Below are 13,647 nucleotides of genomic sequence, written 5' to 3'. Positions count from 1 at the left end.
TCAATCGTAATAAAATGCTCCCATTTCTTACCCCCGGGTCATTATCCACCGGAGTAAGGAATGGGAGCTTCTTTGTAAGTTGAATTCATGGAATTGCACATAATAAGTATAGAATGCTCCAATAACGGCCAAATGACAAAACCCTAATCAAGCGCGTATGGGCTCTTGGTTATGGGTTTATATTGGTTATTTTTAGATGTTTGACATTCGTTTCTTGCGATAATATACTTAGTACACCTAATTAATTGTGCATCTATCTAATTGTACTGCTATTTAATAGATGTCCTATGATATTGGATGTCTATGGAATGATAAAGAAAGAAGGAGGGACCCATTATGACTGGTATAGATCCGGTCGCTCAGAAGCTTTTGTACTCCATTATGCAGTTTAATAAAGGCAAATGGAGGCAACATAAACCTCATGGGCGCAATCACAATGAAATTATGGTGCTGGGTTGTTTGCTCCACGGGATGCATCCGGGAGAACAATTGAACTGGCAGGACAATCCGCCTGATTTCAATGACACGATCGAATCCAATCATCCCGGGATGAAAGTCTCGGAAATCAGCGCATTGCTACGAGTGAAGTCACCTACCATTACACCTGTTATTCGTGGCCTTGAAGATGAGGGGCTGGTCAAACGGACGATGGACCCGGAGGATCGCCGTGCGGTCCGCATCACGATTACTGAAGCAGGTCGTGAAATTATTCGGGCTGCTCACCAAGAGCGCATGGAAATATTCAATAAGTTAGTTGAGCATTTGGGTGAGCAAGACAGTACTCAGCTGGCTGAGTTGTTGACAAAGGTATACACCTTTTTTGATACATTAACTTCCTTGCAAAAGGATGATTCGACAAGAGGAGATGATACGCCATGATGAAACTGTTTCGCATGCTGAAGCCATACCAAATTCCGATTATTTTCATTCTGGTTTTGGTACTGTTTCAGTCGCTTGCTGAATTGTACTTGCCTACGTTAATGGCAGATATTGTGAATGACGGCATCATTAAAGGGGATATCCCGTATATCTGGCAGATTGGTGGATGGATGTTGGTCATCGCGATTGGCGGAACAGCGTGTTCGGTGATCGCGAGTTACCTCTCATCTCGAACAGCGGGTGGATTTGCCAAACAACTGCGTAGCAGAGTTTTCCGCCATGTGGAGAATTTCTCGCTTCAGGAGTTTGATAAGATGGGGACTGCTTCACTGATTACGCGTACGACCAATGACATCACGCAGGTACAGAATGTACTCACGATGATGCTGCGCATGATGATTATGGCTCCGCTCATGTGTATCGGGGGTATCTTCATGGCGGTATCTCAGGACGCCAAATTATCTACGATTTTCCTGGTCGTGCTTCCGGTACTGGGCGGAGCCATTGCGCTAATTGGTGCCAAGGGTTTACCTTTGTTCAAAACCATTCAGAAAAAGCTGGACCGACTCAACCTGGTGCTGCGTGAGCAGTTAACAGGGATTCGGGTTGTTCGTTCCTTTAACCGTGGGGAGCATGAGAAAGTGCGCTTTAACGGTGCCAATACAGAACTGAGAGATTCATCGATCAAAGTTAATGTGCTCATGGCGACCATCATGCCTGTGATGATGCTGGTTATGAACTTTTCGATGATTGCCATCCTTTATTTTGGTGGAATGCGGATCGACAGCGGCAATATGAACATCGGTGCATTGATTGCCTTCATCCAGTATGCAATGCAAATCATGTTCTCACTGATTATGGTTTCCATGATCTTTGTCATGATTCCAAGAGCTTCAGCATCGGCAGAACGGATCAACGAAGTGCTTGATATGCAGCCGGATCTTAGCAATCCCGAGCAGCCTCGTGGTATGAAATCCATGCAGGGTATGATTGAGTTTGACAATGTAACTTTCCGTTATCCGGGTGCAGAGAATCCAGCTTTGTCCAATATCTCCTTCACAGCTCGCTCAGGTGAGACAACAGCCATTATCGGTGGTACGGGTTCTGGGAAATCGACATTGCTCAGCCTTATTCCACGATTTTATGATGTGACCGAAGGCAGTGTTCGGGTCAATGGTACGGATGTGCGTGAAATTCGGCAGGAAGATCTGCGTGCCAAAATTGGCTTTGTACCACAAAAGGCAGTCCTCTTTACGGGTACGATTACGGAGAATATCCGTCACGGGAAAGACGATGCCACAATGGATGAAGTTGTTCATGCGGCCCGTACAGCTCAGGCGGAGAACTTCATTACCGAGATGAAAGAGGGATATGACAGCCTTATCGCACAAGGTGGTAACAACGTATCTGGTGGACAAAAGCAACGTCTGTCCATCGCTCGCGCACTTGTTCGTCGTCCGGAAGTTTATATCTTTGATGACAGTTTCTCTGCTCTCGATTTCAAAACAGATGCTAAACTTCGTGCTGCACTGAAGTCGGAAACGACAGAAGCGGCTGTGCTGATTGTTGCGCAACGCGTAAGTACAGTAATGGATGCCGATCGCATTCTGGTTATGGATGAGGGCCGAATTGTCGGTTCAGGAACACATAAAGAGCTGCTGGAGCACAATGAAGTGTATCGCGAGATTGTATCCTCCCAGCTGACAGAGGAGGAGATCGCATGAGTGAACGTACAGAACGCAAGTCGCATCGTCCCCCTGGTGGGCCTGGTCCAGGTCCCGGAATGGGCATGCGACCTCCCGCTGAGAAAGCAAAAGATTTTAAAGGCACACTGCGGCGCTTGATTCGTTATCTTCAGCCCCATAGTTCTCGTCTGTTAGGTGTGCTGGTTGCAGCCATTTTGAGTACCGTATTCAGCATCATCAGTCCAAAAGTTATGGCCGAAGGAACGGATATTCTCAGTAAAGGCGCCATTGCCATCCTTCAGGGTGTACAGGGAGCCGGGATTGATTTTCCTGCATTGATGAAAGTATTATACCTGCTTGGCGGACTCTATCTGTTCAGTGCTGCATTTATGTATGTTCAGCAATACCTGATGGCCGGTGTGGCCCAACGTGTTGTGTATGACATGCGTGAGCAGATCAGTGCGAAGGTTGGACGTCTTCCTTTGAAATATTTTGACTCCCGCACAACTGGGGAGACACTTAGCCGTGCCACGAATGACGTGGACAATATCAGTAATACACTTCAGCAAAGTTTGGCACAGTTCATTACGTCTATCGTCACGATTGTCGGCGTAATTATCATGATGCTGACGATTAGTCCATGGATGACCTTGATCACGATTTTGACGCTGCCACTCAGTGTAGTTGTTGTCATGCTGGTCGCATCCCGTTCGCAAAAACACTTTGCGGGTCAACAGAAATCCCTTGGGGAACTGAATGGTCATGTCGAAGAGATGTACACGGGACACAAGGTCGTCAAAGCATTTGGACGTGAAGAACAATCCGTACAGCAATTTGAGAAGGTCAATGAAGAGCTGTATGAATCTGGCTGGAAAGCCCAGTTTATCTCCGGTATTATTATGCCGCTCATGAGTTTTGTTGGTAACCTGGGTTATGTGCTGATCTGTGTGGTTGGTGGGATTTTCGTTACACGCGGATCTATCTCTATTGGGGATATTCTGGCCTTCACACAGTACTCCCGTCAATTCACTCAACCGATTAACCAGATTGCAAATATCTCCAATATCATTCAATCAACGATTGCTTCGGCAGAACGGGTATTCGAGTTGCTGGATGAAGAGGAAGAAGTTCCGGAGTCCAAACAACCCGTGCAATTACAGCAGCCTAAAGGTGCGGTTGCATTCCAAGGTGTTAATTTTGGATATAAAGAAAATGAACTGCTCATTCATAACATGAATATTGATGTAAAACCGGGACAGACGGTAGCCATTGTTGGACCAACGGGAGCCGGTAAAACAACTCTGATCAACCTGTTAATGCGTTTCTACGAAATTCAGGATGGTCGGATTACGATTGACGGTGTCGACATTAAGGACATGGAGCGTGGCAAGCTGCGCAGTCTGTTCGGCATGGTGCTTCAGGATACCTGGTTGTTCAACGGAACGATTCGGGACAACATCGCTTATGGTCGAGAAGGTTCTACGGAAGAGGATGTAATCAAGGCAGCCGTTGCGGCACATGCGGATCACTTTATCCGTACACTGCCTGATGGTTATGATACGGTACTGAATGAAGAGGCGTCGAACATCTCTCAAGGGCAGAAACAGTTGCTGACGATTGCAAGAGCGATTCTGGCGAACCCCGCCATCCTCATTCTGGATGAAGCGACGAGTAGCGTGGATACACGGACCGAAGTATTTATCCAGAAAGCAATGAATGATCTGATGAAGGATCGCACAAGCTTTGTCATTGCACACCGTTTGTCCACCATTCGCGGCGCCGATCTGATCCTGGTTATGGATCACGGTAACGTGATTGAACAGGGCAATCATGAGGAATTGATGGCCAGTCAGGGCTTCTACGCAGATCTGTACAATAGTCAGTTTGCGGAGCAACAACCGCAGGCGATCTGATTACACTGTAACTAACTAGAATAGCCGGGAGCACTCTTAGAGATGCTCCCGGCTATTTGTTGTGTATCCAGAAGAGTGGATTCTAATGTGGAGCTGATTGGATTCGTTTGGATACGATGGATCTATAAGATGTGAAGGAACGTTGCATAGTAACTGGGTTGAGGTTCTCGTCAGCCTTTCAGTTGTTTGCGTGAGGTGCAGACAGGGGAGTCTTCATCCTTCGTCCATACTAACGAATCGTAGACACCTTATATGGAGGTTTATCAAGCACTCCCAACTAATAACGAACTTGAGACATGTTATTTCTCGGATAAGCAGCACAAAGCGGTAAAATAAACTGCAGAATGAGGAAATAAAGTGTCTATGATTCGTTAGGACGCCGGTATTGTGGAATTGTGCCTATTAGAGTGTGCTGAGTTCGTTAAAACATTCTAGTAAACCTTAGTCATAATTGTCTTACATATGCCATGCTGCAAAAATAAAAACGGGACGAAGCGGTGTAACTACACTGCTTTGTCCCGTTTGTTTATATTTTGAATTCATCGTACACCAATCTAGATACAACCACACGGGCATAAGCTCGCTGATTGGGACATCCAGATTGGTCATGAGATACTTTGTAAGCCTCTGTTCGAACAGGGCATGACCCGCATTTTATTTATCCTTAGAATCGTTCGCAGGTTCATCAGTGTCATTGCTAGAGACCGACTTTACTTCTTCCTTCACGTCGTCGCTGTTAGCTTCCTCCAGTGCAAACGGAGCGGGTTCACCCGGGATTAATTCGCGCTGCTCAATCATACGTTTCACAACCTCATAACAGTCATCCACATGTTTGTTACCCACATAGCGCATGGCTGTGAAGCTGAGTGCGGCAGCCAATCCCTGTCCTGCAAATGGGACAAATTTGGCGACCGATTTGGTAGCTACGCGTACTCCGACTCTTTTCAGAACCTGTACCACCAATTCCTTGGTGATCATACGACCAATGACTTTGCTTCCGATGGACATCACGAATCCATAGATCATGGATTTGGTCTCGGGGTCCATACCGTCCAGCTGTTTTTGTGATAATCCGAATTTATTGTTAATGGCAGGCAACAGCTGCATCAGCATCCCCACATCAGCCAGTATGTCTGTACCGGGCAGCGGAACGAGTGTTGTACCGGCAGATGCGGTAGCTCTTTTACGAACCATAGTACGGCATTCCTTGCGAACTTGCTCCAATTGTTCCAACGTTGCTGGAATCATAGGGAATCCCTCCATTCGTATATGGTATAGATATAACCGTTTTGACTCGATTTGAATGGGTTCTCACCAGCAAAATTTGCAGCCTTATGACATTAAGGTGCGGAGAAACCCTTTTTTCCATGCATACATCTGGTTAAACAAGGAATTGGCTAGTTAGATAAAAGGGTTATCTATTTAAGTTTAACTATACATTTACACGAGAACGTAGAGGACAGAAATAACCTGAAGAAGCGAAGCGTTCGCCTTTATCACCAGATTTTCACCTTTGTAAAAGTAATTCAGAAAAATCTGGGGATAACAGCGATCGGAAGGTTATTCTGGCATCGGAGTGGCAAGTGTGAATATTCTTATGTTGAACTTATATAGCTATTACGAATGAATGAGGATTAGGATGCATACCTGATTGGGAAACCTATTCGGAATCATGATGAGTACTTAGCGAAGGGCTTGTTTACAGCTTCGACCTTTGTGGGTAAAGGGTAACAAGCATTGGAATGGAGGAAGAGGGATGGAGTTTAACAAAGCGTTGTTAATTCATCATCATCATTCGGGCAAGGCCAATCGTGAGAATACAGTGGGATTTGTGGCTGGTGTGCTGGCTCCCGCTGTCCATGAACTCGTCATTGTGCGTACGGATGAACCGGGTGAAGGAGAGAAGCTGTGTCGTGAGCGCGGGGAAAAATTCGATGTGGTGTTTATCCTGGGTGGGGATGGCACGGTACATGAATGCGTGAATGGACTGGCTGATCTGCAACATCCTCCGTTGATTGGTGTATTGCCTGGAGGTACCTGTAATGATTTTGCACGTTCGCTCGGCATTTCACCGGATGCAGAGACTGCCGCACAAGAAATGCTTGCAGGTCGGGTGGTATCCATTGATGTTGGACGAGCCAATGATCGGGTGTTCACGAACTTTTTCGGTATTGGCTTAATCAGTGATGCATCGCAGAATATTAACGAGAATCTGAAAGGCGCGCTGGGTAAGCTCAGTTATTTTATCAGCACCTTACAGACAATTAGTCATACAGAGCCGTTTCGTTACCAACTGGAGGCGGATGGGAAAGAGATGGAAGGCGAAGCGGTGATGATCTATGCAGCCAATGGCCGTTTTCTGGGAACAAATGCCCTGCCCTTTGCACCGGATGCGTTGCAGGATGGCGAACTGGACGTGCTCATTATTCATGAGACAGGCATACCGCTGCTGCGAGAGATTCTGTCGCACAAGCCAGAGGAAGAATGGCAACCTCAGAGTGAGAGCATTTCATACTTTAAGGCATCTACGTTAAAAGTGAAGACTGATGCGCCGATGCCAGCTGACACGGACGGCGAATTGTATATGAAGACACCCGCCGAGCTTTCGGTGCTGACGGGTCATCTGAAGTTTCTAACCGGGGAGGGTTATTAAATCCCCCGGTTTTTTAGTTTGATTTTAGCTGATCGAAAACTTAAACATTCTCTGGCTGATCTCTCATATGACGTTGCCTGAACTCATCCTCCAGCATGCTCATCTGAATGGCATCATGGTATTGATGATTGTAGAACAAGACATCCCGCTTCACACCCTCGCGCTGGAATCCGAGTTTTTCATACGTGCGAATGGCTCGCTCGTTGAAGGCGTACACCTCAAGCTCGATTCGATGCAAGTTACAGATGCCGAAGCCGTAGTCCAGCATAAGCAGTAATGCCTCGCTACCATAGCCTTTTCCTTGCTGCTCCGCCTGATCGATGGCAACCCGGATGTGTGCACTGCGATTTTTGGCATGCATGTCCATCAGGACGACATCTCCGATGATCTGGTCATTTTCCTGCAAAGCAATCAGTAGCATCAGTCTGGAGTCATCCTGTGCTGCATTCTCAACGTAACGTTCAACCTGAGTTCGTGTAAAACTGTTCTGTGTACCCGTCATCCTGCGCATCTCGGCATCAAACAGGCCAGGGAAATAAGCATCCACATCTGTAATCTCGAAAGGACGCAGATATATGCGCTTTGTTTCCAGTAGACGGGGGATACGTGGGGATGGTTTTGAATGTGACATAAGTTGTTTCCTCCTATGGGTTCAAGCGTGTGACAGACTGAGAGTGTCCTGCCTCTTAAAGTTGGCGTTACATATTGATGATGACACGAGTATATCCCAATACTGTATACTTCCAAATATACAGTTTAAATAAATTTCACAGGACAGATGAGGTGCAGTAGCATGATTCAATTGCCGAAGCTGGATGAGAACGATAGTGCGCCAATATATGTACAGCTCTCGGATCATATCAAAAGGGAGATCATTCACGGGGAATGGGCTGAGCATAGCCGATTGCCTTCGGTGCGAAAGCTTGCCGAGATGCTTGGGATAAGCACCACTCCGGTGGAATGGGCCTATCAACAATTGATTGCTGAAGGATACATATACAGCCAGCCACGTCGTGGCTATCGTGTTCGTGCCATGGTAGACAGCTATCATGGCATGCAAATCGAGAAAATAGATACACAGACAGTCGAGCAGCCCCCCAAGAATTGGACGACTGGGTCAGATCATCAGACCATACGCCAATATGATTTTCATATGTCACGCAATGATTTCAGCCTGTTTCCAATTGCCAAGTGGCACCAATATGTTAATCGAATCTGGCGGGAAGAAGCGAAGGAGCTATTGTTCTATGGAGACCCTCAGGGAGAATGGGGGCTACGATGTGAGATTGCTGTCTATCTTGCGCAGTTCAGGGGAGTCAGCTGTTCTCCCGAGCAGGTTGTTGTGGGCGCTGAACAGCATCTGCTGATGTCCCTTTTAGCACAGACCCTGCTTCAAAAGGGAGGATCGCAGCAATCCATTGGTGTAGAGAATCCTGGATACCGACTACTACCCGGCACATTCCGAAATTATGGTTATCAGGTTGTCCCAATCTCTCTGGATTCTGATGGCATAAACTTGACGGAGCTGGAACAGGCCGGAGTAAAATTGGCAGGTGTGTCACCCTCTCACCAATTTCCTTTAGGTATGACCATGCCGATTACCCGCAGATTGGCATTGCTGGATTGGGCGGAACGAACAGAGGCATACGTTATCGAGGATGATTACGATGGGGAGTTCCGGTATTATGGACGGCCAATCCCTTCCATGCAAGGTCTACGTGAGGGAAGTCGCGTGATCTATATGGGTGGTTTCTCGCAGGTGCTCGCACCTGCTCTTTGTATCCATTACATGGTACTTCCGAGAGAATTAATGGATGATTTTCGCGAAATGTATAAGACTATTCTATTCGAGCAATCAGCTCCCCGGCTCCATCAACGGACATTGGAGATGTTCATGCGTGAAGGTGAACTGGGCAAGCATATTCGTAAAATGCGTAATGTCTACAAACGAAAGCATGACCTGATCGTTCAGGCCATTCAGATGCATTTTGGAGATCGGGTTGAAATAAGGGGCCAACATTCTGGATTCCATCTGGTATTGCGAATGGCGACCAAACAGTCAGCCAAAGGATTGGTAACCATAGCGATAGAGGCAGGGATACAGATCAGTTCAACGGAATATTTGTGGGCGAACGGGAGCGAACCGGCAGACAGCAAAAGAGAGTTCATTATCGGTTTTGCCGGAATAGAACCGGAACGCATTGACCCGGGTATTGCCGCATTGGCTAGAGTCTGGGGCGATTATTAGTTACGCTTAACCGCTCCATCCAGAAACAGGGCTACCAGTTCCTGCGCAAGTTCCTCAATGCTGCCGCCATTCATGTTACGCACATCTTCGCGGTTCGCGAGCATGAGCAGTGACGTAAAAGCATGGGCAAGCAGCATGGGGTTCCCGACACGCAAATAACCATTGTCCATCTCCTGCTGGAATTGGGTTGCAAGCACTTCGAAAATGCGCACCTCGGCTTCCCGAATCTGGGCGAGTTGCTCTGTATCCAGATGTTTCTCCGCTTCTCGCATCATGGTCTCCGTTTCAATATGGGAGTGCTGCATCTTCGCTTCCGCAACCTTGATCAGCCGCTCTTGCAACGTACCAGGTTCATCCAGGCGTAGCGAAGTCTGCTGCATGCCCATCGCCATCATGCGGGTTATGGCAACGGTGAACAGATCGGCTTTGCTGGAGAAGTGATAATAGATTGATGCTTTGGTCACATTACATAACGAAGCGATCTGCTGGAGAGAGACGGGTTCATACCCGTATTCCATAAATAGACGTGACGCTGTCATCAATATGTTGGATTGCACAGATGCTTGATCCACACCCGTTTTGGGTCTGCCCGGTGACCGGGGAATGTTTGTTTTTTTGCTCATAAGTACATACCTCTTTACGTATTTAATTGCTTGTTAGAAGTGTTCACAAAATTAGGCATTGCAAAATTAACCTTCCGGTATATATAATTAACTCGATTATACTATGACCCGTGGTTCATTACTACACCATCATATATATTAGGGCTTCATAGAAACAGAATAGGGAGATGAAGAGACAATGCAGGAAGGTTCGGGTTACGGCCGCTGGGTTGCTGGCAAACGAAGCAAATGGATTACACTGTTGGTTTGGATCATTATCGCCGTTGTGCTTGGCATGGTATGGCCTGCTGTAGGTGATCGTGAAACTAATAACGCGCAGGATCTAAGTGAGTCCAAACCATCGGTTCAGGCAGCTGCACTTGCCGAGAAGGAATTCCCTGGCGGTGAAGGATTGCCCGCGCTGATCGTATGGCGTCAAGCCGGCGGTCTGACGGATGAGCAGATTGAGAACATTCAGGCATTAACGGAGCGACTGGATCAAGATCCGGTAGAACAACAACAGTCCGTTGTGCCACTCTATCAATTACCACCACAGGCATTGAAAGGCCAGCTTTCGGAAGATGGAAGTACCTTGGTTATGCCACTTTTCTTCAATGAAGGTGCCGATTCGGAACAATTGAAGGAAGGTATTGAAGCACTTGAGCAAAAAACACAAGACATCTTCGGGGCAACCCCGTTCGATGTAGCTATAGATGATACCAATACACTGATTGCCCGTGTGACAGGACCAGTAGGGATATCCATTGATGCGAGCGGGCTATTCTCCTCCGCCGATGTATCCTTGCTGATTGCTACGGTTGTACTGGTATTAGTACTGCTGTTGTTGATCTATCGTTCGCCTGTACTGGCAATTATTCCGATCATTGCCGTTGGTTTCGCGTATATGGTGACCAGCCCCATTCTGGGATTCATGGCAGATCAGGGCTGGATCACGGTGGACGCACAGTCGATCTCGATCATGACCGTATTGTTATTTGGAGCAGGAACGGATTACTGCCTGTTTATGATCTCCAGATACCGCCAAATTCTCTATCATGAGCCGGACAGAAAGAAAGCCATTTTCCAGGCAATTACCGGATCTTCTGGCGCCATTGCCATGAGTGGATTCACGGTTGTTGCAGCACTACTGGTGCTGTTGCTGGCTGAATACGGTGCATATCATCGCTTTGCCGTACCATTCAGTTTGTCCATCTTTATTATGTTTATTGCAAGTCTGACGCTGGTTCCGGCACTTCTCGCAATCTTCGGCCGGGGTTCATTCTACCCGTTCGTACCGCGTACACATGAGATGGAAGTGGAACGTGCGAAGAAAAAAGGCAAACCGGTCCCGGCTCCACGCAAAGTGAAGGAAAGCTGGATTGGCCGTGTTGTAGTAACGAAGCCATGGACCGTTCTTGCAATTACGTTGGTATTGCTGGGAGGACTGGCGGCATTTTCTACTCAGGTTAAATTCACGTATGATCTGTTGTCTTCATTCCCGGAGGATGTGCCTTCCCGCGAAGGTTTCACCGTCATCGGCGAACAATTCTCCCAAGGTGAGCTGGCTCCAGTCAAAGTGATTGTTGATGCCGAAGGCAAAGAAACTGATCTGAAGCAACGTCTCGAATCGCTGGATTACATTAGCAAAGTAGGCGATGCTCAACAGGGTGCCGAGAATGCCAACATTACCGCCTTTGATGTGGAGTTCAATCTGAATCCATATTCCATGGAGGCAATGCAGCATATCCCGGATCTGCGAGCTACTGCGGAACAGGCGCTTCAAGATGCCGGAGTAACCAATGCGGACAGTAATGTCTGGCTCGATGGTCAGACGGCTGAACAGTATGACATTGAAGTGGCTGGAGAACGGGATGCCAAGATCATTATTCCGGTAGTCATCGGCATGATTACTTTGTTGTTACTATTATACTTGCGTTCCGTTGTGGCCACGGCGTATCTGATTGCAACGGTCGTTCTGTCGTATTTCTCTGCACTGGGTCTGGGTTGGATCATCATTCACTATGGCCTTGGCGCAGATGCCATCCAGGGAGCGATTCCATTGTATTCCTTCGTATTCCTCGTGGCACTGGGTGAAGACTACAACATCTTCATGATCTCTAGCATCTGGCAGAAACGTAAAACGATGCCGCTTCGTCAAGCGATTAGAGAAGGTGTTGGCGAGACAAGCTCTGTTATTACATCTGCAGGTCTGATCTTGGCAGGAACGTTTGCGGTACTTGCTACATTGCCAATTCAGGTGTTGGTGCAGTTTGGTATTATCACAGCCGTTGGTGTGATGTTGGATACCTTCCTGGTTCGTCCGTTCATGGTACCAGCTATCACTGCATTGCTGGGTAAATGGGCCTTCTGGCCAGGTAAGTATGTGTCGATTGCAGAGAAGAATGAGGAGAAACAGAACCAGTCCATGTAATGCATGGATTGGGGGGATGGACGGCGGGGCTTCAAGCCTGCTGTCCATTTCTTTATTTTCCGAACGATGTTGACCTCTACCAGTTCTCCTCCTGAGATGGAATGGTGGAACTGTAAAATATCCGCAGGATGAGGCGCTATCCTTGTTTTCTTTGCATGGGGAAGGTTTACGTAGCCAAGTGTTTTGGGACATAATAGAGGAAGCGTCGGCTTAGGGCAGACGGAAGAATTAACAACAATGGGACAACCAGGGGAAGGATGAAAGCAAGCATGACGAACCAACTTAATGTGTATTTCAACCATGACGGCGGCGTAGATGACCTCGTATCGCTGTTCATGCTTTTGCAAATGGACAATGTACATGTAACCGGCGTATCGGTTATTCCGGCAGACGGATATCTGGAGCCAGCCACAGATGCCAGTCGTAAAATTATCGATCGTTTCGGTACATATTCCGTAGAGGTATCCAAATCCAACTCCAGAGGGAAAAATCCATTTCCTGCGGCGTGGAGACTGCACTCCTTCTATGTAGATGCACTTCCTGTACTGAACGAATCCGGCAAAATGGAAGCGCCACTTTCTGCTGTTCCGGCACACCAGCATCTGATTGAGAAAGTGCGCAATACCGAAGGCAAAACGTTGCTTCTGTTCACAGGCCCACTGACGGACCTTGCGCGTGCACTGGACGAAGCACCAGACATTGAAGAGAAAATCGACAAGCTGGTATGGATGGGTGGTACATTCGAGCGTGGTAACGTAGAAGAGCCTGAGCATGATGGCACAGCTGAATGGAACGTATTCTGGGATCCGGAAGCCGCTTACCGTGTGTGGCAGAGCGGTATCCAAATCGATCTGGTTGCACTGGAAAGCACGAACAAAGTACCTCTGACTCCAGCCGTTCGTAACCGCTGGGCAGCAGAGCGTCGCTTTGAAGGCGTTGATTTCTTGGGTAACTGTTACGCAGGTTGTCCGCCACTGGTGTACAGTGAGACGAATTCCACTTACTATCTGTGGGATGTGCTGACAACGGCTTCCGTTGGACGCGAGGACATCGTGAAGAAGAAAACTGTAAACTGTATTGTCATCCCGGATGGTCCTAGCCAGGGCCGCACGGTGGAGCAAGCAGACGGACGTCCAGTACAACTGGTGTATGATACCGATCCGGAAGCGTTCTTTACGTACATGACGGATTTGGGTAAAAAAGCTGCTCCGCAGCGCTACTAATTCAGGCAGCCTT

General features: G+C 47.6%; 10 protein-coding genes. 7 read left to right on the top strand and 3 right to left on the bottom strand.

Features of this window, described 5'->3' with window-relative positions:
* Positions 1-336 precede the first annotated feature (336 nt).
* Genes MKY44_RS27020 through MKY44_RS27010 form a run of 3 tightly spaced genes read left to right on the top strand, consistent with a single transcriptional unit; the run spans position 337 to position 4,477 of the window.
* Positions 337-879 carry a MarR family winged helix-turn-helix transcriptional regulator gene (locus MKY44_RS27020; protein ID WP_074092645.1) on the top strand — a complete coding sequence of 181 codons (543 nt, stop codon included), beginning with the start codon at positions 337-339 and terminating at the stop codon, positions 877-879.
* Entirely contained in the window at positions 876-2,603 is a 1,728-nt protein-coding gene (locus tag MKY44_RS27015; RefSeq protein WP_211085268.1) for an ABC transporter ATP-binding protein, read from the top strand. The genes MKY44_RS27020 and MKY44_RS27015 overlap by 4 nt, the downstream gene beginning before the upstream one ends.
* Positions 2,600-4,477 carry an ABC transporter ATP-binding protein gene (locus MKY44_RS27010; protein ID WP_341009383.1) on the top strand — a complete coding sequence of 626 codons (1,878 nt, stop codon included), beginning with the start codon at positions 2,600-2,602 and terminating at the stop codon, positions 4,475-4,477. Before MKY44_RS27015 ends, MKY44_RS27010 begins: the two co-directional genes overlap by 4 nt.
* Positions 4,478-5,131: 654 nt before the next feature.
* On the opposite strand, the gene MKY44_RS27005 is transcribed toward MKY44_RS27010, so the two are convergent.
* A complete protein-coding gene (locus tag MKY44_RS27005) occupies positions 5,132-5,725 on the bottom strand; it encodes a hypothetical protein (RefSeq protein WP_341009382.1) in 594 nt (197 codons plus the stop codon).
* Between the two features lie 508 nt (positions 5,726-6,233).
* Between MKY44_RS27005 and MKY44_RS27000 the strand changes: the two genes are divergently transcribed.
* A complete protein-coding gene (locus MKY44_RS27000) occupies positions 6,234-7,130 on the top strand; it encodes a diacylglycerol/lipid kinase family protein (RefSeq protein ID WP_341009380.1) in 897 nt (298 codons plus the stop codon).
* A 40-nt stretch (positions 7,131-7,170) separates the two neighbouring features.
* On the opposite strand, the gene MKY44_RS26995 is transcribed toward MKY44_RS27000, so the two are convergent.
* Positions 7,171-7,761: a GNAT family N-acetyltransferase gene (locus MKY44_RS26995; RefSeq protein WP_341009379.1), complete on the bottom strand. Its 591-nt coding sequence runs from the start codon at positions 7,759-7,761 to the stop codon at positions 7,171-7,173.
* Between the two features lie 162 nt (positions 7,762-7,923).
* Between MKY44_RS26995 and pdxR the strand changes: the two genes are divergently transcribed.
* On the top strand, positions 7,924-9,378 hold the full coding sequence (pdxR, locus tag MKY44_RS26990; RefSeq protein WP_341009377.1) for a MocR-like pyridoxine biosynthesis transcription factor PdxR: 1,455 nt from the start codon (positions 7,924-7,926) through the stop codon (positions 9,376-9,378).
* Here the strand turns inward: pdxR and MKY44_RS26985 are convergent.
* Positions 9,375-10,001, bottom strand: a complete 627-nt coding sequence (locus MKY44_RS26985; RefSeq protein ID WP_341009376.1) for a TetR/AcrR family transcriptional regulator — start codon at positions 9,999-10,001, stop codon at positions 9,375-9,377. The genes pdxR and MKY44_RS26985 overlap by 4 nt on opposite strands.
* 178 nt (positions 10,002-10,179) lie before the next feature.
* Between MKY44_RS26985 and MKY44_RS26980 the strand changes: the two genes are divergently transcribed.
* Both MKY44_RS26980 and MKY44_RS26975 read left to right on the top strand, forming a co-directional pair.
* Complete coding sequence (locus MKY44_RS26980) at positions 10,180-12,411, top strand: MMPL family transporter (protein ID WP_341009375.1); 2,232 nt, start codon at positions 10,180-10,182, stop codon at positions 12,409-12,411.
* 269 nt (positions 12,412-12,680) lie between these two features.
* Entirely contained in the window at positions 12,681-13,634 is a 954-nt protein-coding gene (locus MKY44_RS26975) for a nucleoside hydrolase (RefSeq protein ID WP_017691781.1), read from the top strand.
* The last annotated feature ends 13 nt before the right edge of the window (positions 13,635-13,647 follow it).

The organism is Paenibacillus sp. FSL R7-0026, from assembly GCF_038004485.1.
GTDB classification, from domain to species: Bacteria; Bacillota; Bacilli; order Paenibacillales; family Paenibacillaceae; genus Paenibacillus; species Paenibacillus xylanexedens_A.
The sequence above is the reverse complement of the archived record's forward strand: the minus strand, read 5'-3'. Positions and strand labels throughout refer to the sequence as shown.

Excerpts from the sequence above, each read along its gene's own strand:
- MKY44_RS27020 (WP_074092645.1), top strand. The coding sequence starts at position 337 with ATGACTGGTATAGATCCGGTCGCTCAGAAGCTTTTGTACTCCATTATG.
- MKY44_RS27015 (WP_211085268.1), top strand. The coding sequence starts at position 876 with ATGATGAAACTGTTTCGCATGCTGAAGCCATACCAAATTCCGATTATT.
- MKY44_RS27010 (WP_341009383.1), top strand. The coding sequence starts at position 2,600 with ATGAGTGAACGTACAGAACGCAAGTCGCATCGTCCCCCTGGTGGGCCT.
- MKY44_RS27005 (WP_341009382.1), bottom strand. The coding sequence starts at position 5,725 with ATGATTCCAGCAACGTTGGAACAATTGGAGCAAGTTCGCAAGGAATGC.
- MKY44_RS27000 (WP_341009380.1), top strand. The coding sequence starts at position 6,234 with ATGGAGTTTAACAAAGCGTTGTTAATTCATCATCATCATTCGGGCAAG.
- MKY44_RS26995 (WP_341009379.1), bottom strand. The coding sequence starts at position 7,761 with ATGTCACATTCAAAACCATCCCCACGTATCCCCCGTCTACTGGAAACA.
- pdxR (WP_341009377.1), top strand. The coding sequence starts at position 7,924 with ATGATTCAATTGCCGAAGCTGGATGAGAACGATAGTGCGCCAATATAT.
- MKY44_RS26985 (WP_341009376.1), bottom strand. The coding sequence starts at position 10,001 with ATGAGCAAAAAAACAAACATTCCCCGGTCACCGGGCAGACCCAAAACG.
- MKY44_RS26980 (WP_341009375.1), top strand. The coding sequence starts at position 10,180 with ATGCAGGAAGGTTCGGGTTACGGCCGCTGGGTTGCTGGCAAACGAAGC.
- MKY44_RS26975 (WP_017691781.1), top strand. The coding sequence starts at position 12,681 with ATGACGAACCAACTTAATGTGTATTTCAACCATGACGGCGGCGTAGAT.